Source organism: Lysinibacillus sp. Bpr_S20, from assembly GCF_023337835.1.
Taxonomy (GTDB): Bacteria; Bacillota; Bacilli; order Bacillales_A; family Planococcaceae; genus Lysinibacillus.
The window spans coordinates 216,290-235,983 of the sequence record NZ_JALNLQ010000001.1 but is presented as its reverse complement, the minus strand read 5'-3'; the positions used below and the strand labels follow the sequence as shown (position 1 = coordinate 235,983).

General features: G+C 37.4%; 21 protein-coding genes. 5 read left to right on the top strand and 16 right to left on the bottom strand.

Annotation, left to right across the window (positions count from 1 at the left end):
- Positions 1 to 165 precede the first annotated feature (165 nt).
- From MWJ95_RS01185 to MWJ95_RS01170, 4 genes are all read left to right on the top strand, one after another.
- Positions 166 to 486 (top strand): PadR family transcriptional regulator, encoded by a 321-nt coding sequence (locus tag MWJ95_RS01185; RefSeq protein WP_249074116.1) that lies wholly within the window; start codon positions 166 to 168, stop codon positions 484 to 486.
- Entirely contained in the window at positions 476 to 1,078 is a 603-nt protein-coding gene (locus MWJ95_RS01180) for a DUF1700 domain-containing protein (RefSeq protein WP_249103742.1), read from the top strand. Before MWJ95_RS01185 ends, MWJ95_RS01180 begins: the two co-directional genes overlap by 11 nt.
- A complete protein-coding gene (locus MWJ95_RS01175; RefSeq protein WP_249074118.1) occupies positions 1,078 to 1,911 on the top strand; it encodes a DUF4097 family beta strand repeat-containing protein in 834 nt (277 codons plus the stop codon). The genes MWJ95_RS01180 and MWJ95_RS01175 overlap by 1 nt, the downstream gene beginning before the upstream one ends.
- A 277-nt stretch (positions 1,912 to 2,188) precedes the next feature.
- Positions 2,189 to 2,713, top strand: coding sequence for a GNAT family N-acetyltransferase (locus MWJ95_RS01170; protein ID WP_249074119.1), 525 nt, complete (start codon positions 2,189 to 2,191; stop codon positions 2,711 to 2,713).
- A gap of 655 nt (positions 2,714 to 3,368) precedes the next feature.
- Here MWJ95_RS01170 and MWJ95_RS01165 read toward each other — a convergent pair.
- The 7 genes from MWJ95_RS01165 to MWJ95_RS01135 all read right to left on the bottom strand — a co-directional run bounded on the left by MWJ95_RS01165 (position 3,369) and on the right by MWJ95_RS01135 (position 10,604).
- Positions 3,369 to 4,352, bottom strand: coding sequence for a biotin--[acetyl-CoA-carboxylase] ligase (locus MWJ95_RS01165; RefSeq protein WP_249074120.1), 984 nt, complete (start codon positions 4,350 to 4,352; stop codon positions 3,369 to 3,371).
- Between the two features lie 658 nt (positions 4,353 to 5,010).
- Positions 5,011 to 5,631 carry a hypothetical protein gene (locus tag MWJ95_RS01160; protein ID WP_249074121.1) on the bottom strand — a complete coding sequence of 207 codons (621 nt, stop codon included), beginning with the start codon at positions 5,629 to 5,631 and terminating at the stop codon, positions 5,011 to 5,013.
- Between the two features lie 1,072 nt (positions 5,632 to 6,703).
- Positions 6,704 to 7,882: a CCA tRNA nucleotidyltransferase gene (locus tag MWJ95_RS01155; protein ID WP_249103740.1), complete on the bottom strand. Its 1,179-nt coding sequence runs from the start codon at positions 7,880 to 7,882 to the stop codon at positions 6,704 to 6,706.
- The gene (gene bshA, locus MWJ95_RS01150; protein WP_249074123.1) at positions 7,869 to 9,014 is read right to left on the bottom strand and encodes an N-acetyl-alpha-D-glucosaminyl L-malate synthase BshA; all 1,146 of its coding nucleotides are present in this window, start codon (positions 9,012 to 9,014) and stop codon (positions 7,869 to 7,871) included. The genes MWJ95_RS01155 and bshA overlap by 14 nt, the downstream gene beginning before the upstream one ends.
- Before the next feature lie 33 nt (positions 9,015 to 9,047).
- Positions 9,048 to 9,452, bottom strand: a complete 405-nt coding sequence (mgsA, locus tag MWJ95_RS01145) for a methylglyoxal synthase (RefSeq protein ID WP_100544579.1) — start codon at positions 9,450 to 9,452, stop codon at positions 9,048 to 9,050.
- A gap of 19 nt (positions 9,453 to 9,471) precedes the next feature.
- On the bottom strand, positions 9,472 to 10,269 hold the full coding sequence (gene dapB, locus MWJ95_RS01140) for a 4-hydroxy-tetrahydrodipicolinate reductase (protein WP_249074124.1): 798 nt from the start codon (positions 10,267 to 10,269) through the stop codon (positions 9,472 to 9,474).
- Positions 10,269 to 10,604: a nucleotide pyrophosphohydrolase gene (locus tag MWJ95_RS01135; protein WP_132359220.1), complete on the bottom strand. Its 336-nt coding sequence runs from the start codon at positions 10,602 to 10,604 to the stop codon at positions 10,269 to 10,271. The genes dapB and MWJ95_RS01135 overlap by 1 nt, the downstream gene beginning before the upstream one ends.
- Positions 10,605 to 10,718: 114 nt before the next feature.
- Between MWJ95_RS01135 and MWJ95_RS01130 the strand changes: the two genes are divergently transcribed.
- Positions 10,719 to 11,588 carry a YitT family protein gene (locus MWJ95_RS01130; RefSeq protein ID WP_249074125.1) on the top strand — a complete coding sequence of 290 codons (870 nt, stop codon included), beginning with the start codon at positions 10,719 to 10,721 and terminating at the stop codon, positions 11,586 to 11,588.
- Positions 11,589 to 11,776: 188 nt separating this feature from the next.
- Here the strand turns inward: MWJ95_RS01130 and MWJ95_RS01125 are convergent, their stop codons facing one another.
- The 9 genes from MWJ95_RS01125 to aroA all read right to left on the bottom strand — a co-directional run bounded on the left by MWJ95_RS01125 (position 11,777) and on the right by aroA (position 19,632).
- Positions 11,777 to 12,451 (bottom strand): zinc metallopeptidase, encoded by a 675-nt coding sequence (locus MWJ95_RS01125; protein WP_249104509.1) that lies wholly within the window; start codon positions 12,449 to 12,451, stop codon positions 11,777 to 11,779.
- Between the two features lie 60 nt (positions 12,452 to 12,511).
- A complete protein-coding gene (lhaT, locus tag MWJ95_RS01120; protein ID WP_249074126.1) occupies positions 12,512 to 13,108 on the bottom strand; it encodes a lipoprotein heptaprenylglyceryl N-acetyltransferase LhaT in 597 nt (198 codons plus the stop codon).
- 474 nt (positions 13,109 to 13,582) lie between these two features.
- Positions 13,583 to 14,377, bottom strand: a complete 795-nt coding sequence (locus MWJ95_RS01115) for a menaquinol-cytochrome c reductase cytochrome b/c subunit (protein ID WP_249074127.1) — start codon at positions 14,375 to 14,377, stop codon at positions 13,583 to 13,585.
- A gap of 42 nt (positions 14,378 to 14,419) precedes the next feature.
- Complete coding sequence (qcrB, locus tag MWJ95_RS01110) at positions 14,420 to 15,094, bottom strand: menaquinol-cytochrome c reductase cytochrome b subunit (protein ID WP_053482547.1); 675 nt, start codon at positions 15,092 to 15,094, stop codon at positions 14,420 to 14,422.
- A gap of 14 nt (positions 15,095 to 15,108) precedes the next feature.
- A complete protein-coding gene (locus tag MWJ95_RS01105) occupies positions 15,109 to 15,615 on the bottom strand; it encodes a Rieske (2Fe-2S) protein (RefSeq protein WP_249074128.1) in 507 nt (168 codons plus the stop codon).
- 154 nt (positions 15,616 to 15,769) lie between these two features.
- Positions 15,770 to 16,219 carry a DUF2487 family protein gene (locus tag MWJ95_RS01100; RefSeq protein ID WP_249074129.1) on the bottom strand — a complete coding sequence of 150 codons (450 nt, stop codon included), beginning with the start codon at positions 16,217 to 16,219 and terminating at the stop codon, positions 15,770 to 15,772.
- A 179-nt stretch (positions 16,220 to 16,398) separates the two neighbouring features.
- Positions 16,399 to 16,956, bottom strand: coding sequence for a ReoY family proteolytic degradation factor (locus tag MWJ95_RS01095; RefSeq protein ID WP_249074130.1), 558 nt, complete (start codon positions 16,954 to 16,956; stop codon positions 16,399 to 16,401).
- A 14-nt stretch (positions 16,957 to 16,970) separates the two neighbouring features.
- Positions 16,971 to 18,239 (bottom strand): tetratricopeptide repeat protein, encoded by a 1,269-nt coding sequence (locus tag MWJ95_RS01090; RefSeq protein WP_249103737.1) that lies wholly within the window; start codon positions 18,237 to 18,239, stop codon positions 16,971 to 16,973.
- A gap of 106 nt (positions 18,240 to 18,345) precedes the next feature.
- Positions 18,346 to 19,632 (bottom strand): 3-phosphoshikimate 1-carboxyvinyltransferase, encoded by a 1,287-nt coding sequence (gene aroA / locus MWJ95_RS01085; protein ID WP_249103734.1) that lies wholly within the window; start codon positions 19,630 to 19,632, stop codon positions 18,346 to 18,348.
- Positions 19,633 to 19,694: the final 62 nt, after the last annotated feature.

The window sequence follows — 19,694 nt, the reverse complement described above, 5'->3', positions numbered from 1 at the left end:
AATCAATATTCCTTTTATTGTCAACAAAAAAAGTGACACCACTATCATTTTTATTTTTCACTTAAAAAATTTGACAGTTCAATGTGATATGTAATATACTTCCACCATACTATACGACGTATAATATAAAACCTTGTATGGTAAATCATTGTGAGGTGAGGAAAGATGACATTTCAGCTTGGCTCAGCTTTGCTTGACGCTTGTGTACTCGCCATCGTCGATAAAGAGGATGCTTACGGCTACTCATTAACACAGCAAATACAATCTGTGATGGATATATCAGAATCTACGCTGTACCCAGTATTACGTCGTTTACAAAAAGCAGATTGCTTAACAACTTACGATCAGCCCTACCAAGGCAGGAATAGACGCTATTACCAAATTACTGATCAAGGTCGAATACGATTGCTGGAACTATTAAAAGAATGGCAAAAGTATAAAGAAATGGTTGATTGTGTACTTTTAGGAGGGAAATATGATGAATAGAGCAAGCTTTTTGAAGAAGCTACGGGGGAAATTACAACGCCTTCCAGCGCATGAGATTGATGCTGCGCTTGCCTATTATGAGGAATATTTCGATGAAGCTGGAGAAGAAAACGAACAGCGGGTCATTCAACAACTTGGCTCCCCTTCTCATGTTGCATCACAAATAATGGCGGACTATGCATTAAAGGATTTAGAAGCAACTTCAGCTTCAACTAAGAAGAATGTTTCTGCGATTTGGCTTATCATTCTAGCAATCTTATCTGCCCCACTTTCATTACCGTTACTTGTAGTTGCTATAGCACTTATTTTTTCATTTGGAGCAGTAATATTCAGTGTTATTATTGCGATTATCGCAACTATGCTAGGTATCTTTTTCGGTGGAATTGTTGCACTTATTTCGGGCTTCTTCATTTTAACTCAGCACTGGCAGACAGCGATACTCTTTATGGGTGTTGGCTTTATTGTTACGGGTCTTGGCATCCTGCTTTTCCCAATCGTTGCTCGTTTAATCAAAACAATCGTTGTTGTTTGTGTTGAAGCGTTAGGTAAACTATTCCATAAAATGACGAAGAAACGGAAGGTGGGATATTAATGACGTCTCGACATACCCATATCGCCATTACTATGATTGCTTTCGGCATACTATTAGCCCTAGTTGGTTATTTCTCCGGTGGGAAATGGAGTTTTGTGCTAACTGATGAAGGCATCCAATTGCCACAGAATAATACACTAATCAATAATACCTACAAACTAGATGATTTCACTAACCTCAAAGTGATCAATACCTATGGAGATGTTGAAATTATTGCTAGTGATCGTTTTACATTAGAAACAAATGTTGTTGAAGAAGATGATGTGACGTACAGTATAAAAGATCATACATTAACTGTTGAAACAAAGGCTAAGAAGAAGAAAGGTTTTGAATTCGGATTTGGTAACTTCAGAACTCCTTCCATCAAAATCTATGTTCCTTCAGATGTAAAATTGAAAAACGTTGTCCTCGATAGTAATTTTGGGGATACAATCATTCGTGGTTTGCATTATCAGGAGTTAAATCTCATTGAAGATTTTGGAGACATTATAATTAAAGACACTGCTGGTGAGAAAACAGAGATTACACAATCATTTGGTGATATGAAGCTACAACAATTTTCAAGTAATGGATTCGTCGCCGAAAGTGAGCATGGTGATATTATCATTGATGGAACATTAAATGGTTCATCCACTATTACATCTAACTTTGGTGATGCTATACTTCACTTACAAAATAAAAAAAGTGAACTTGGCTATGAATTACAAACTGACTTCGGGGATCTTATAGTTGATAAGAAGGATCAAAATAGCAAGGTATCGCAATCTTTTAACGGTGATAACCAGCTTAAAGTAAATCTTTCATATGGTGACTTACAGTTAACGTTGAAATAAAGGAAGTATACTAAGATACAATTTTCTTCACTTATAAGGCAGAATTACAATTTTGTGATTCTGCCTTTTTAGTATGATTTTTATAAGATTAAGTTCCTTCTTTTGACCAATAGTGAGAATTTTCTATTTATTATATAATATTTCAATACCCATATGAATGAATGTTTTTAGTAAGGAATTTTCATCAGAGTAGTAAGTTAAGACAGAATCTGAGGTAATTCAAGTCAGTTACGCCTGTTATCTTGGAGAAAAAAATACGATTATTGAGGTGATCAATATGAAAATTAGAAAAGCAAACATTGAAGATGCTCAAGGTATCGGAAAAGTACATGTTGACAGTTGGCGAACAACTTATAAAGGCATTCTTCCAGATGATTTTTTGAATAATTTATCTTACGAGCAGCGAACGGAGCTATGGAAGAAGAATATTTCAGATGCTACGAATTATGTACTGGTGGCTGAAAACGAACAAGGTGAAATAATCGGTTTTGTAACAGGTGGCACACGAAAAACTAATTCAGTACCGAATGCAACCGATTTAACCTCTATCTATCTTTTAGAAGAATATCAAGGAAAGGGAGTCGGGAAGCAACTACTCAAAGAAATATTCGTCTATTTTAATCAAAAAGGATACGAAAAAGTATTTGTTGAAGTATTAGCAGAAAATAAAACACGTGATTTCTATGAATATTATGGAGCACAATACGTCAATAACACCGAAATTAAAATTGGCGGAAAAATAGTAGAAGAGCTTATTTATGTATGGAATGATATTGATCAGGTTAAAGAAAAAATAAAGTAGAGAGCTATTTATCATTGGAGGGGCTTGAAATAGGGTAAATACCCGCGAAGCAAGGGTAAATACCCGCGAAGCAAAGGTATACCCGCGAAGCAAGGGCAAATACCCGCGAAGCAAGGGCAAATACCCGCGGAGCAAGGATAAATACCCGCGAAGCAAGGGTGAATACCCGCGGAGTAAGGGTAAATATCCGCGAAGCAAGGATGAATACCCGCGAAGCAAGGGTAAATACCCGCGAAGCAAAGGTATACCCGCGGAGCAAGGGCAAATACCCGCGAAGCAAGGGTAAATACCCGCGAAGCAAAGGTAAATACCCGCGAAGCAAGGGCAAATACCCGCGAAGCGAGGGTAAATACCCGCGGAGCAAGGGCAAATACCCGCGAAGCAAGGGTAAATACCCGCGGAGCAAGGGGTATTCATCCATACGAAATCCCTAGGAAGAGCGGAAAAATGGCTTCATATAGTCCACTAAATTTTCGGATAAGTGGTAAACACGATTTTTATAAGAACCTGTATAGGGAAATTGAAACTTTCTAAGTATTTTACTAATACTTTCTCTTATTTTCTTTAGACAAGACTACAAACGAGAAAAATAAATATAAAAGAACGTATATTATTCGAAAATATACGTTCTTTAGTATGCTTGTCATTTGTGTTTCTATAAAATTTTTATATCTCCAGCATAAATTGTCCGGACTGTGCCATTATCCTCTGTTAGCTGTAGTACACCTTCATCTGTAATCCCACTGGCAATGCCTTCAAAGCGTCCACGTAAAGTTGTTACTTCAATCCGTTGTCCAATCGTACATGACATTTGTTCCCATAGCTTTTTAATGCTAGCAAAGCCCTCCTTCACGTATAATTCCGTGAATTGTTCTAAGTATTGTAAAATGGACGCAACAAGGGCCGCACGATTAATTTCCTCACCCGCTTCTAAACGTAAAGATGTAGCTATATCAGCAATTTCTGGGGAGAAATCTGATTCGACCTGATTTGCATTAAGACCTATGCCAACTAGTAGTGCTTGTACACGGTCTGCCTCAGCCTGCATCTCTGTTAATATCCCTGTACATTTTTTACCGTTAATGAGCAAATCATTTGGCCATTTAATGGCTGGTTCAATTTGTTTATATAATGTTTTTATCGCCATCGTAACCGCAACGGCTACAACAAGCGTATATGATGAAGCTTGCTGCGGAGTAACATCCGGTCTAACTATTATAGTCATCCAAACCCCTGTGCCATTTACTGATTCCCATGGACGTGCCATACGACCACGACCAGCAGTTTGCTCCTCCCCGATTATAATCGTGCCATGAGGAGCGCCTTCTTGTGCAAGCTTATGGGCGATTATTTGTGTTGAATCTACAACATCAAAATAATGAATTTCACGTCCAAAATGTTCTGTATTTAAAAATAGTTCAATTTGTGTTGGACTTAAGCTATTTGGCACACCCGTCAGTACATAGCCCTTTTTCTTTACAGTTTCAAATGTATAGCCTTCCTCTTGTAGTGACTGCATATGCTTCCACACAGCTGTACGTGATACTCCAAGGGCATCTGCTAGCTCCTGACCCGAAACCGCTTCACCATTAGCAGCTAATATTCTTTTTAAAATTTCATCCTTCATAGATATACTCATGCTAATCAATCCTTTAGTAAACTCTGCTATTAGTTATTAGTAATTTTTGTTGTTCATTATCAATCTGAATTATATTAATCATACTGTAAATTATGACAATTGACCACATTCTATCCTCAAATACTTATAGACACTATTTATTCGTTAATTTTAACTATTTTACTTAAGCCTTCGTTCCCCTATCGTTGATCCCCAAGGAGTCGCCCAGCATCCACTACAATCAACTTAGCACATGGTATGCTTTTTAACAAATGTCATCTCCAATTTTTGGTGATAAGCAAATAAATTATAGAAACAAACAAAGAGCTTAATTTAATAATAAGGAGCCGTCTCATTCATTTTTGAGAACGGCTCCTCGTTTAAAAATCAATGTTAATTTCATTTGATATTTCCTACTACATCTTACATGAATTTCAGCTATGTATATAAGTTTTCTAAACTTTATAATTGGTTTTGAAACGTAACTAATCAACGTGTTGACTCGATATTTTAAAAATAAGTTTTATAAATCCAATTCATTATCGAATAAAGTTTTCAACTTCTAATTCCTCTAAATATTTACGCAATCCTCGTTTCTTAATATGTTCACTTTGTAACATCCACAGATAATATTAAAAAGAGCAGCAAAATGCTACTCTTTTTTAGTTAAATTCTATTTTTAACTAATCGAACCCTTTGAATCACAATAAAATTGAACAGAAACATTATGGTTAGAAGTAAGACTATTTATAGTTAATTTACCTCCTACTAAAATTGAATACGTACGTCCACCATCAATTAAACTTGGAATATAATCCGTTTGACTCCAAGATCCAATAGAAGTTGAGGAAGTAATTGAGTTAATTCTAGTAAACATTTGTCGTTGATAATAACTTTCATATTGAGTTTCAAAAGAACCTTTAACAGTAATAGTCGCTATTGCCCCATTAGAATTTACACTTTTAGTCTTTGTACCATATGCTATACTACGGGGTTGAATACCACTTTCTGACTCTGATGTATCAACAAAATTTACACTAGCTCTTTCCGTTGCATATTTTTTAAATTCTGATAGTTCAACATAATCTTCAGATTTATATTCTTCAAAAGGTACAAGTTCCAATGTTGCATTTGGATTTCCTGAATTGATTTCTTCTACAATTTCCTTATACTGCTTGTAATATTTCAGTTTTTGTTGCTCTGATAAATCCAAACTTGCGGCTGATGCCTTTAAACTTCCGAATGCAAAAATAGTAATAAACAAAATTGTAATAATGCTAAAAATTTTTGTTACTTTCACTATTTCACCCCCCCTTAGTAATTGTAAAAATTTTAATATATTTATTCATAGCCAGTACCTTCTTATCTATATTCATATTTTTCACTCTTACAATAAAAACGAATGAACTTATAAAGTAGGTTACCTGCATTACATTCACTCGTTTTTTTGCCTATTTTAAGCTTTAAAAGTTTTTTAGCCAATTAGTTCATTACATGTGCAATAGCTAATTGTTCTGCAACCTTTTTATTTGTAACTTCTTTAATATAAGGTTTTACGTAAATTCTCAACACCCTTTCTGATATTATTGAAAACAATAGTCTTATTTATTACTTTAACAATCTATTGTAAATGTTATTACTATCACTGACAGGGTATTATCCCTAAGGGATATCGATTTCTTTTTAGTAATAAAACTTTATTGTTTCCTTTTGAACTATAATTTTTCACTGTTTTTTTGCGAAGATTAAGAATCTTTGTTTATTTACCAAAGTATGCTATTACCATACCATTCAATATACATAATTTCAAAATCAACTTTTGTTTAAAATTGAACAAAAATTGATAAAATCAGGAAAATAGTGAATTCGGGAAAATCGAAGTTTTCTTAATTGCCCAAAAATTATGGGAGTTAACACCTAAAAAATTTGAATGAGCGTTGAAAATGGAGGAAATTGACGAAGTAGCATAGTTTAAGGAGCTGTTTATTTATGGCTAACAACATAAAAAAAACATTGTCCTGCTTATAGAAAGGACACATTGCATTTGAGGGATATGGATTAATGCGATGAAACTGTTTTTCTAGTCCATACGTGATAATGATTAAAAGAGAGTAGCTTTTGCTGCTTTTTTTATTTATGTGCAAAAACTACTTTAAATCGATATTTTTTTAAAGTTTTTTTGCTCTAAAAAATCCCAAGGTTAGTATTGATAGTGATAAACACCTCTTGATTTATTTTATTATTAAATGTATCTCTAAAATTTGCTCTATTACCTCAAAAAAATTAACTAAACCTAGTTAGTAACAAATCAAATAAAAAGAAAAACGCCCTAAGCCTTGATGATCTAAGACTTTCGGGGTTTCTCTTGTTAATTACATTTGTTTGAAATAATCGTGTTCTATCCAATTCTTGATCTGTTGTTGGTCATTTTGAAGCTCACCATTGACAACCGCTTCAAGCATCGCCTGCAATGCTTCTTTTACCCACGGTCCACCCTTTTTGCCAGACCACTTTAATAAATCTGTACCGTTTACAACTAGCTCTCGCTTGTGCCTAATAGGGAGTTTTGTCTGTATTTCCTGAATACTTTGTTGTGGCATTTGAACATCAAGCTGTCTCAGCTCCGCAAAATAACAAGCAGCCTCCAGCTCCTGTTCTGTATACAAAAAGTAATCCATGTTTGTCCAGCCGTTTGTTAAAGCTTTTAAAGCTTCTATCACAGCTTTTACAAACGCCATCTCCTTATTCGATAAACGATAGTCACCTAGCACTTCTCGCCAATGCTCACCCTGTAAGACCGCAAAATATGCCCAGCCTAATTGCTTATCCTGGGTATTAAATGCATACCAGTCATCCGCTTGGAAAGTACCATTCAAATAATTCACTAAATTACTTTCTTCCAGCTTTCTTATACCATTAAAAACATCTTTCCCTACCCACAGCTTATCGAGCTCTGCCTTGATGCGTTCCCTTGCAATCCAAGAAATATTATCGGCCTTGTCCCGCATTGCTTTCAAGGTTTCTGATTCAATTTGAAATCCGAGCTGTGCAGAAAAACGGACGGCGCGCAACATTCGTAAAGCATCTTCAGAAAAGCGTTTCTGTGCGTCACCAACAGCTCGAACAATACCAGCTTCAATATCTTGGCGTCCTCCGTAAAAATCAACAAAAGCGCCATCGCGACGCATCGCAATGGCATTCATCGTAAAGTCACGGCGCTGTAAATCTTCTTTTAGCGAACGTACAAATTGCACTTCCTCTGGTCTACGGTGATCCGTATATTCTCCATCTGTGCGATATGTCGTTACCTCCACCGATCCAGCTGGCACGATTACAAGAACCGTCCCATGCTGAATCCCGATATCTACTGTGTGATGAAAGACAGATTTTACTTCGTCGGGCATAGCATTTGTCGCAACATCTACATCATGGGCAGGGCGACCGAGTATGGCATCTCGTACCGCACCACCGACGATTACTGCTTCAAAGCCAGCGCTTTCTAGTTGTTCAATAACTGAATAGGCTGCTTGCCATTCTTTATTGTTTTGCATGATTTCTTTCCGCAACCTTTTCATACAATTTTTCATATTGTTCTACAATTTTAGATGAATGGAATTTTTCATCAACAGCACGGATAGCTGCTTCTCGGAAACGTTGTAATTTCTCACTATCATTCAATAAGTCCACGGCATACTCTGCCACAGCGTCCGTATCACCTAATTCCACTATATAGCCATCTACACCATGTTCAATGACTTCTGGAATACCGCCTACAGCTGATCCAATACAAGGTACACCACAAGCCATTGCCTCAAGTAAAACTAGCCCAAACGATTCTTGTTGTGATAGTAATAATTTAAGATCACTGATCGCATACAATTCAGCCAGATTTTCTTGCTTCCCTAAAAATAGAACATCATTCATGTAAGGACTTTCCTTTACTTGGTCCATTACACGATGCTTTTCTGGTCCATCTCCTACAAGCAACAGTTTTACCTTCATGTTTGCGCGAATCTTCATAAAGGAATCTATAATATGTGGTAGATTTTTTATTTTCCGGAAGTTAGATACGTGAATTATAACTTTTTCGTCTTCTTGAATTCCGAATTGTTCCTTTAGTTTTCCTTGACTGCGTGGGAAGTATTCGCGTTCATCTACAAAGTTGTAAATCGTGTTAATCGGCTTTACTGTATCAATAAGCTCATAGGTTTGTTGCTTTAATGCCTCTGACACTGTTGTTACGATATCAGATTTGTCTATGCCATACTTAATGGCCTGTGAAAGGGTGGAATCCTGCCCAAGTACCGATATATCAGTACCATGTAACGTTGTGACAATCCCAATGTCCCGACCACTCATTTCACGTGCTAAAACAGCACAGACAGCATGTGGTATTGCATAATGTACATGAAGCACATCTAGTCCTTCATCCTTAATCACGTCCGCCATTTTACTCGCTAATGCTATATCATATGGCGAATATTGAAATACTGAATAATTATTAACTTCTACTTCATGGAAAAAGACGGTCGGATAAATTTTATTCAATCGAAATGGTACGCTTGAGGTGATGAAATGAATCTCGTGTCCTCTCTCTGCAAGCATTTTTCCTAATTCTGTTGCAATAACACCAGAGCCTCCAACTGTTGGATAACAGGTAATGCCAATTTTCAGCTTTTTCATTCGATTATCATCCTTTCTAAATCACGTCTTTTATTAATTTCGTCTTTCTTGAATCAGTCTCCAATCCACAAAGCCTTCTTGTAGGCCTTTTAGTAATATTTCTGCTGTTCCCATATTCGTGGCCAGTGGCACTTGGTAAACATCACAAAGACGAATAAGTGCAGAAACATCTGGCTCATGTGGTTGTGCTGTTAACGGATCACGGAAAAAAATGACCATGTCCATATCATTATTGGCAATCATTGCGCCAATTTGTTGATCGCCACCAAGTGGTCCTGAACGAAAACGTGTTACCTCTAAGCCTGTAGCTTCTATAACACGCTGTCCTGTCGTACCTGTAGCGAACAAAGTATGCTCATTTAAAATATCTTGGTAAGCAATAGCAAACTGTACTAAATTATCTTTTTTACGATCATGTGCAATTAATGCGATTTTCATAATGCTTCCATCCCAATCTTTAGATGATGTTTTCTAAACCATATACAAGTTGATCCATTTTCATGACTTCTTCTACGCAAAATGCTACACCCGACATAAAAGAATTACGGTTTAACGAGTCATGACGAATTGTTAATAGCTGTCCGTCTCCTCCAAATAACACTTGCTGGTGTGCCACTAAACCTGGTAAACGAACTGAGTGAATACGCATGCCATCAAATTCTGCCCCACGTGCCCCCTCAAGCGTTTCTTTTTCCTCTGGATGTCCTTGCATCTTTTGTGTTCGCACCTCTTGGATCAATTGTGCTGTTTTAACAGCTGTTCCTGAAGGAGCATCTAGCTTTTGATCGTGGTGCATTTCAATAATTTCAACATCAGGTAAATATTTTGCTGCTTCCTTTGCAAATTTCATCATCAGGATTGCTCCTATCGCAAAGTTTGGAGCAATAATACAGCCTAGTTCTTTTTCTTTAGCAATTGCTGATAATTCCTCTAATTGTTCATCTGTAAAGCCCGTTGTACCAATTACAGGTCGTACATTTAGTCTTAAGGCCTCTTTAGTATGTTTGTATACTGCATGTGGGCTTGTTAAATCTACTAATACGTCTGGTGCAGTTGCCTCTATAAGGTCAGACATATCTGTAAAGATTGGAGCCGTATAACTTGATGGAAACATCTCCAAATCAGCTAATGTTTTTCCTACTTCTTTATAATCTAGCACAGCTACTAATTCCATTTTGTCATGCTTCATGACCGTATGTACAGCCTCAGCCCCCATTTTTCCCCTTGGTCCTGCAATTGCTACACGAATTGACATTATTCCCCATCCTTTCTAGTCCAGCGATCTTTATCCCTTGTTTCAAATTTATGTATAACGCGTAAAAGTGCTTCATCTAATTTTATGCCTTGTGCATTTGCAAAACAAACTAAAACAAAGAAAAAGTCTCCTAATTCTTCTTCGATGCTGTTTGCTTCCTCTGTACTCTTTTTCTTCTTTTGCCCGTAAACGTCTTGTACCTCGCGAGATAATTCACCAAGCTCCTCGGTTAGACGTGCCAATAACTCGAATGGCGGGAAATAGCCTTCCTTAAATTGTCCAATATAATCATCCACACGCTGCTGTAAAGCTTGCATTGTCACTTGTTCAGTCATCTAAATCACACTCCTACTTACCATCGTATAAAATTTACACCATTGTTGTCAAAAACAATAAAATGTCAGATAATAGATAGCACTACTTCATTGATTGAGACTTCAGGAGGTCATATGCTAAAACAGATCAAAATCAGCAATATCGTCGCAATAATGCTCGGAGCTGCAATTTTTAGCTTCGGATTTGTCCACTTCAACATGCAAAACCAACTTGGTGAAGGGGGCCTAAGTGGGATTACTCTCATACTTTATTTTACACTAGGCTGGGACCCCGCCATCATGAATTTACTATTAAACATTCCTATGTTTATAATTGGGTATCGTTTACTTGGAAAAAAATCATTTATTTATACGCTTGTTGGAACTTTATCTGTCTCCGTCTTCCTTAAAGTTTTCCAAAAGTATCAATTTACGATTCATTTAGAAGACGATTTGTTACTTGTTGCTCTTTTTGCAGGGGTTTTTGTTGGACTAGGGCTCGGTATCGTCTTTCGCTTCGGTGGTACTACAGGCGGAGTAGATATTTTAGCACGTCTTGGTCATAAATATTTTGGTTGGAGTATGGGTAAAACAATGTTCATCTTTGATGCAATTGTCATTACACTATCTTGGCTAACGTTTTTAGATGCACGCTCTATGATGTATACCCTTGTTGCGGTATTCGTTGGTGCACGTGTCATTGATTTTGTCCAAGAAGGAGCATATGCAGCACGTGGGGCACTTATTATATCTGAAGAATCTAGCGCCATTGCAGAGATGATTGCAGTAAGAATGGAACGCGGCATTACTATACTTGAAGGTCATGGCCATTTTACGAAGCAACAAAAAGAAGTTATTTATTGTGTTATTGGCCGCAATGAGGTTGTACGCTTAAAATCTATTGTCCATGAGATTGATCCTCATGCTTTTGTATCTATCATCGAAGTACGCGATGTTGCAGGAGAAGGTTTCACGCTGGACGAGCAAAAACAACCACTCCATTAACATGATCAATCAGCCTGCTCTCCTCGAAAACATGTTACTTTTTCGATAGATGTAGGCTTTTTCTACATATAAATTATCAAACGAGGTGCGTTTGTGTTGGTTCATCATGTTATCCACCTTGATTAACTAGAAGGCTTAACGGATTAAAAAACTTGCTATAGTGAATTCCCACTACAACAAGTTTTTTATTAGTCGTCATTTCGCATATTTGTAAAGATTAATACTAAACGTAGTAATTCTAATACTGCTACTGCTGCTGCGGCAACATATGTTAATGCGGCAGCACTTAACACTTTTCGTGCAGGACGCTCTTCTTCATTTGTAATAATCCCTAAAGAGTTCATTTGTACTAATGCACGCTTAGATGCATCAAACTCTACAGGTAACGTTACTAATTGGAATACCACACCTGCTGCTAATAATACGATCCCTAAAAGTAAAAATTTTGGGTTCGTTGCAAAAATACCAATCATGACAAATATCCAAGACATATTTGATGAAATATTTGCGACTGGCACTAGCTTACTACGTAAAGTTAGCATTGAATAAGCTTCTTTATGCTGGATGGCATGGCCAACCTCGTGGGCAGCAACTGCAGCGCCAGCAATACTCGCCTCGTAGAAGTTACTTTCTGATAAAGCAACTGTTTTTGTTGCCGGATTATAATGATCAGACAATACACCTTGTGTTGGAACAACTCGTACATTATATAAGCCGTTCGCATCTAAAATCGCACGCGCTACCTCTGCACCCGTTTGTCCCTTCATTGTACGTTCATTTGCAAATTTATTATACGTACCCTTTACTTTCATCTGAGCGTAAAGCGGCAGTAGCATTATTATTGCAAAATAAACAATATACATACCTGTTGACAATTTTCTAACCCCTTTCTACCTCGATACTATAATTCTATATTCATTTACCTAATTCGGCAAATATTTGCGCCACTTAATTGAAAAGATGGCTAGAAAAATGCATATAATTGATAACCAAAAAGTAAAGTATCCAATATAGCTCGTGTAATCCGCTAAATCACGATACATCGGCATTTGACCAAATACATAATCAATGACATCATTATGCAATGTCCATACGGCCGCAACGGCAATATGCCAATATGAAAAAACATATTTGCCAAGATACAGAATAGCTTGGACAGCCATTGCAAAATGCGAGCCCACAAGCATCCATCCTTGCCTACCAATAGATCCAGTTTCAATCAGCGTCCAAATATTCATCACATCGGCCCAGATTCCATACTTCACTAATGTAATCAGTGCTAGCACTTCCATTAGCGGCCATCTTTTACCCATAATCCAAGCTAACAATACAAAACAAAAGAATAAGCTAGCTGTCGGGCTATCCGGTACAAAAATATAAAAAATTGGTTTCGTGATGGCAAGCTGCCCTCCATACCAATAATAACCGTAAATAGTTCCTAATAGATTGATAATAAGTAATAGTATTAAAAATGACTTATGGGTAAGGAGATACCAGATGTTTGCACGTGTAATTTGCATAATTAAAACTCCTTTAAGTTCTGTCTTTACTAAGATGCCTTTTTTAACTGTTATTATGTATAAAATTGTTTTTAATAGGCCACATTCTTTCAACATTGAATATTGGCAGTATTTTTTGCCTCCATCCAAAACGTACGTTGATTTCCGTTCCGACTGATGCTCTTAGCCTTCGTTCCCCTATCGCTGTTCCCCAAGGTGTCGCCAAGTCTCCACTCCATTCAACTTAGCTTCATTTTAACCAATGTCATCCTACCTTTTATTGATGAGCCTCCCTTAAAAGTAGACTATAGCAAATGTTAGGCTATTGCATTGGTAACTGCCTCTTCACTTTCGAATATCTTAAATTGTATGTATATCCTATATGAATATTATAGAAGTAAAATATATTTTGCGGGAACTTTTTTGAAGGTATAATAGTCACATTAATATACTAGAAGAAAAAAAGAGCCAGTTTCCTGACTCTTTTAAACATACTTATTTCTCTTCTTTTAAGCTCGCAATAAATTCTGCTAATTGCTTCGCTTCTTCATCTGTACCTTGGAATTGGCCAGGTGGCATGTTGCCACGACCATTATGCATAATATCTTCAACTTCATCAGCCGTTAAAGTATTACCAAGTAACTTTGGAGCAGCTGGTCCACCTTTTAAGTCAGCCGCATGACAGCCGATACAAGATTTAGCTGAGTCACCTGCTTCACCACTCCAAATTTTATAACCTGGTAGTGTTTCATCAATAGTAACGTCAACTTCTTCTACAATTGCACCCATTGCTTTTTGAGCTTCCCAGTCATGGTTAGCAACTGCTTCCCATGTTAAGTAAAACATAGCTGCCAGAGTCAATAACATAAACGCTGTTGGTAACGGACGTTTAGATGGACGACGTTCTGGACTTTTATCTAAAAATGGCATTAATAATAGCGCTCCAAATGCAAGACCTGGAATAACAACAGTTCCAATAACATTATATGGACCTGAAGCAAATGAATATTTTAATAATTGATACAAGAATAAGAAGTACCAGTCCGGTAATGGAATGTACGCTCTTGTTGGATCAGCTGGTCCTTCAAGTGGTGATGGATGTGCAACTGTTAATATTAAATAAGCAATTAAAAATACAGCACCAACCATCCATTCTTTTAGTAAGAAGTTCGGCCAGAAAGCTTCCGTCTTACCTGGATATTCGGAATAATCCTTTGGAACGTTCGGCATTTTGTGATTCGCTTTAATACGTGAATCACCAACAAATTTCATTCCTTTTCCGCGATGCATTTTGTCCCCTCCTTTAAAAAATCATCGAACCGTCAAGAACTATTACAACGGCCCTGAAATTCCTTGACGACGAATCATGATAAAGTGTGCTGCAAGTAATGCAAACAATACTGCAGGTAAGAAGAATACATGAATCGCAAAGAATCGTGTTAACGTTTGAGCACCAAGAATAGTTGAGTCACCCGCTAATAAGATTTTAATCCATTCACCGATAAACGGTACAGATGCAGCAATTTGGATACCTACTTTTGTAGCGAATAATGCTTTCATATCCCAAGGCAATAAGTATCCTGTAAAACCTAGACCCATCATTACACCGAAAATACCTACACCAACCATCCAGTTTAATTCACGAGGTTTCTTATAAGAACCTGTAAAGAATACACGAAGAGTATGTAAGAACATCATTACGATTACTAATGAAGCTCCCCAGTGGTGCATACCGCGTACGATTTCACCAAATGCTACTTCGTTTTGTAAATAATAAACTGATTTCCAAGCATTTACTACATCTGGTACGTAATACATTGTTAAAAACATACCTGATAGTATTTGAATCACTGTGATGAAGAATGTTAATCCACCAAAACAGTAAACGAATGCTGAAAAATGATGTGCAGGGTTCACGTGCTCTGGCACTTCGTGGTCGGCAATATCACGCCAAATCGGTGTAATATCTAAGCGTTCATCGACCCAATCATAAATTTTATTTAGCACTTTTTTGTACCCCCTTACTTAACTAGAGTATTTGCACGAATTGGACCAAGCGATAAGTAACCGTCTTCTTCTTTTACTTCATATTCATCCAACGGACCTAACGGTGGTGTTCCTTTTACGTTGTTACCATTCTTCTCGTAGCGTCCACCATGACAAGAACAGAAGAATTGATCTGGGTGTGTTGAATCTGATCCCCAATCCACCATACATCCTAAATGCTTACAAACAGGAGATAATGCAACGATTTGATCGCCTTGTTTGAAAACCCATGCTACGTTTGTTACTTCTGATTTGTACCATGCATCAACTTGTTCAAATTTTAAGTCAACTTTAACAGGTTTTTCAGTAATATCAGCGATTTTATGCTCTGTTTTTATAAAGTTCCCACCTGCATGACTTTGTAGTACTGGGTCTATTGCAAAACGAAGCATTGGCATCAGCATACCCGCCGCCATAAAGCCACCTACACCAGTAAGTGTATAACTTAGGAATTGACGACGTGAAACTCGATTATTACTCATTTTTTTCCCCCCTCTAACTTAAAGGTCAGTCCAACGGACAGTCTTTTACAAATAGTAATACTAGGACATATCTATGATATATCAACTCCATAGCTTGGTCAATATAGCATTCTGTGGAAAGCTGGAGAATGTGAACATTTATTGAAACAAATTGTTAAATCTGTGCCCATTTGGTCGAAAGCATCGGAATCACTTGTCGCAATTGATCTTCGAGAATGGAGTTCTTCACGCCTCTATCCATACTTTCTAACGGAATTGCTGGTAGCCAAATAACATTTACTTCCTCTCCAATATTTGTCCAAAAATGGTCACAAGTAATGAAGAACACATGCTTAAAACCAGCATTATGTAATTGTGCCTCTAATTGCTTCGGCAGATCTTCGTTTTTTAATGTTGCACTACTCGAAAATGGTGGCATCAGTAATAAACGACCTTTAAACTGTTGTTCTATAAAAGATGTAAGCGATAACAAAAAATCTGCTTCTGTACCACTTTGTTTCATTTTTTCAGGAGTTAAATCGACGGATACGAGCGGAACAATAGCTGTATCGATAAATTCCTTCTGTGCCATAAACGATGTCACATCGCTTGCATTAAAATACATCTTTACTAACCTCCTCTAGTTGCATAAATCAATTTCGCCTTCATCGTAGCTATCGCTACAAATAAAAAAATGCCCTTCTCCACTCTTCAATAGGATAACCAATAAAAAGTGAAAACAATCATTCACTTGCTATGTTATCATATTGAGGTAGATAAAGGACATTCAATTTTTACTTTTAACTATCGTAAATTAGCCGTTTCCTTTAAAGCTTGTAACAAATTTGACAATTCATAAAACCGCTCTTCATCTCCCTGATCGAGAGCTTCATCAATTTGCGCGAGTAATTTTTCTTCTTGGAATACGAGTAAGCTGTTGGAAAGCAGCTCTTCTGCCAGTAAACGGTCTTTTTCACTAACTATCAGTGCTTCTGGCATATAAGGGTTTTCTTCAAGAACTGCTAAGTATTGTGCACTTGGTGGTATATTTGGAAAATTCAATTGGATATACATATCTTCATGCTCATGCAAACGTAAATCATGGAAGGATTTCTCAGCATCTGCTGTCATTACATTGCCTTTGTAAAAACGAAACGGCACACCTGTTGAGTCAACAGTTGACATTACCATTGCTCTAGGGCAATAGTGAGCTTCTTCAACAAATCGAATCCGTTTTAATAGCTCATCGTTGCTTAATAAGTAATTCAGAATCCATACACACTCACGACGTTTCAATTGATAATTTTTTAAAAACCATCTAACAAATGCTTTTTTATCGACAACTGATACAGAAGCAGTCATACCCACTCCCTCCTTTACTCAAATTCTAAGGTTTCTAACTTCTCTTGCCACTCAAGTTCACCTGGCTGAATAGTTATTAATTGACCGAGTACTTCTTTAGCTTCTGAACGCTTGCCTTCCTCTAATAAGAAATAAACATATTTCCCTAAAAATGCTGCGTCTTCCTTAAAATCATTATATGCCAAACGGTAAAATTCGTATGCACGGTCGTACAATTCTAAATTTTCATATGCATGCGCTGCAAACGGGTATAACGTGCTCCATTCAAAATCATTTTTTTGCAACGTTTCAAATAATTCAATAACATCCTCATGACGCTCTTGCTGTGCCAACACAGAGATTAAAGCCAATACTGCCTCCATGTATTCAGGATCTAAAGCAATAGCTTCACGCAGATGCTGTTCACCCTCAGCTGGCAAACCCGTTTTTAAAGCCATTTTACCTGCGAATAAATATAAAGACTTATCATATTCATCACGCTTTAATCCTTCGAGAATAGCAGCGTAAGCTTTTTTATTGTCCTCCGTCATGGCATAGCTTTCAGCAAGCAATAAATAAGCAGAAAAATAATCAGGGTCTAATTCTTTTAATTCCTCTAATTGTTTAATGGCCATTTCATATTTTTGTGATTGGAAGGCTGAATACGCTGCACCAAATAAAACATCTGGCTTTACTTCATCATCCAGTGCTTTTAAATAGTAATCTAAGGCCGTTTCATAGGCAGCTCCTGCGCGGTACACCTCAGCAAGTCGCTCAACAAGACTAACCCCAGCAAATTCTATTTGTTGTTCATATAATTCTTCATATAGTCTCGCAGCCTCTAAAAAACGACCAGTTTCAAATAAAAGCTCCCCTTTAGCAAACTGTAATAATGGCTCTTCTGGTAATATAGATAGCGCCTCGTTGATGCGCATTTCTGCTACTTCAAATAACCCTTGCATTTGATAATAATCCGCTAATACTAATAATGCTTGCGGATATTCTGGAGATGTCTCCTCTACTTCTAATAAAAAATCTAACGCTTCATCTTCATCACCCAGTTCCATTAATACGTTTGCACGATCAATTTTTAACTGTGCCTCTTCTGGGAATAAAAATTGTAAATGCTCCAGTACACGGTCAGCTTCCTTCATATATCCATATTGCATAAATACTTCGGCTAGCGTATAAATTTCCTCAGGTAGCTCCTTTGTTAAAAATGATTCCAGTAGCTGTTCAATTAGTGCTAAGTCCCCTTGTTCAAGAGCTTGCATCATTTCAGTCATCGCATTGTTCACAGTCATTCACCTATTCTTTCATTAATACCTTTATGCTACATAACATTTTCTTTCGAAACAAGAAAAAACTCCCCAAATGACTTGGAGAGTCAAGTATCGACTTTACTTTACTTTATTTTACTTCCTCTATATGTTCGAAAAACGATGGATAAGAAACCGCAATACATTCTGCGTCATCTAAAGTGACAGCACCATCTGCTATTAATGCTGCCACAGCGCCCATCATTCCTATGCGATGGTCACCATAAGTTTTAAGGCTTGCACTACGTAATGGCGTTGGTCCTTCAATGATCATTCCATCCTCAGTCGCTTCAATTGTAGCACCTAGTTTTTTCAATTCATCCACTACAGCTGTTATCCGGTCTGTTTCCTTCACTTTTAACTCCTCGGCATCCTTAATAATCGTTTTACCGTTTGCCTGCGTTGCTAATAAAGCAAGGATTGGGATTTCATCGATAAGACGAGGAATAATATCTCCTTCAATTGTAGTTCCCTTTAATGCTGACGTTTCAATTGTAATTGTTGCTGTCGGCTCTGATTGGTTATCTTCATTCGGCAGAACTGTTATAGCTGCCCCCATACTCTGAAGCACTTCGATGATACCATCTCGCGTTGGATTAACTCCGACATTTTCTAGCGTTACTTTACTATTTTCACAAATTGCTCCTGCTACTAAGAAAAAGGCAGCAGATGAAATATCACCTGGCACAGACACATGTGTCCCTGTTAAAGTTTGCCCTCCTTTTAATGATATAACACCACTCACCTCATCAACCTGTGCACCAAATTGGCGCAGCATTCTCTCCGTATGATCTCGAGATACTTCATTTTCTCGCACAATTGTAGTACCTTTAGCGCGTAAACCTGCCAGTAAAATAGCTGACTTCACCTGTGCACTCGCAACTGGCATATGGTAGTCAATAGCTTGTAATGCTGTACCTTGGATAGCTAATGGCGTATATTGTCCATCTGCCCTTCCAGTAATGTGTGCACCCATTTGACGTAACGGATCAATAACACGGCGCATCGGTCGTTTTCCAATAGATGCATCCCCCGTCATTACTGAATGTACATTAGATCCAGCTAAAATCCCTAGCATTAAACGTGTCGTCGTACCAGAGTTACCTGTGTATAGTACCTCTGTAGGCTCTTGCCACCCCTCAATGCCTGGACTGTCAATGGATACATTTGTTCCTTCAACGTCAATTTTTACACCGAGCTTTCGGAAGCAATCAATTGTACTCAAACAATCCTCACCTAATAAAAAGCCTTCAACTGTCGTTTTACCCGTTGCAATCGCTCCAAACATTACAGAACGGTGAGATACAGATTTATCACCTGGAATCGTTAAAGTCCCTTGTAAAGAAGGTTTATCATATTGTAATATTTTTCCACTCATCGTTCTTCCCTCCAATATGAAGATAGAAAGCGCCGCAATTCCGACGCTTTCTTTTAAACTAT

Bases quoted from the DNA above. Each gene is read 5' to 3' on its own strand.
- MWJ95_RS01185 (WP_249074116.1), top strand. From the start codon at position 166: ATGACATTTCAGCTTGGCTCAGCTTTGCTTGACGCTTGTGTACTCGCC.
- MWJ95_RS01180 (WP_249103742.1), top strand. From the start codon at position 476: ATGATGAATAGAGCAAGCTTTTTGAAGAAGCTACGGGGGAAATTACAA.
- MWJ95_RS01175 (WP_249074118.1), top strand. From the start codon at position 1,078: ATGACGTCTCGACATACCCATATCGCCATTACTATGATTGCTTTCGGC.
- MWJ95_RS01170 (WP_249074119.1), top strand. From the start codon at position 2,189: ATGAAAATTAGAAAAGCAAACATTGAAGATGCTCAAGGTATCGGAAAA.
- MWJ95_RS01165 (WP_249074120.1), bottom strand. From the start codon at position 4,352: ATGAGTATATCTATGAAGGATGAAATTTTAAAAAGAATATTAGCTGCT.
- MWJ95_RS01155 (WP_249103740.1), bottom strand. From the start codon at position 7,882: ATGCAAAACAATAAAGAATGGCAAGCAGCCTATTCAGTTATTGAACAA.
- bshA (WP_249074123.1), bottom strand. From the start codon at position 9,014: ATGAAAAAGCTGAAAATTGGCATTACCTGTTATCCAACAGTTGGAGGC.
- mgsA (WP_100544579.1), bottom strand. From the start codon at position 9,452: ATGAAAATCGCATTAATTGCACATGATCGTAAAAAAGATAATTTAGTA.
- dapB (WP_249074124.1), bottom strand. From the start codon at position 10,269: ATGTCAATTCGTGTAGCAATTGCAGGACCAAGGGGAAAAATGGGGGCT.
- MWJ95_RS01135 (WP_132359220.1), bottom strand. From the start codon at position 10,604: ATGACTGAACAAGTGACAATGCAAGCTTTACAGCAGCGTGTGGATGAT.
- MWJ95_RS01130 (WP_249074125.1), top strand. From the start codon at position 10,719: ATGCTAAAACAGATCAAAATCAGCAATATCGTCGCAATAATGCTCGGA.
- MWJ95_RS01125 (WP_249104509.1), bottom strand. From the start codon at position 12,451: ATGTATATTGTTTATTTTGCAATAATAATGCTACTGCCGCTTTACGCT.
- lhaT (WP_249074126.1), bottom strand. From the start codon at position 13,108: ATGCAAATTACACGTGCAAACATCTGGTATCTCCTTACCCATAAGTCA.
- MWJ95_RS01115 (WP_249074127.1), bottom strand. From the start codon at position 14,377: ATGCATCGCGGAAAAGGAATGAAATTTGTTGGTGATTCACGTATTAAA.
- MWJ95_RS01105 (WP_249074128.1), bottom strand. From the start codon at position 15,615: ATGAGTAATAATCGAGTTTCACGTCGTCAATTCCTAAGTTATACACTT.
- MWJ95_RS01100 (WP_249074129.1), bottom strand. From the start codon at position 16,219: ATGTATTTTAATGCAAGCGATGTGACATCGTTTATGGCACAGAAGGAA.
- MWJ95_RS01095 (WP_249074130.1), bottom strand. From the start codon at position 16,956: ATGACTGCTTCTGTATCAGTTGTCGATAAAAAAGCATTTGTTAGATGG.
- MWJ95_RS01090 (WP_249103737.1), bottom strand. From the start codon at position 18,239: ATGACTGTGAACAATGCGATGACTGAAATGATGCAAGCTCTTGAACAA.
- aroA (WP_249103734.1), bottom strand. From the start codon at position 19,632: ATGAGTGGAAAAATATTACAATATGATAAACCTTCTTTACAAGGGACT.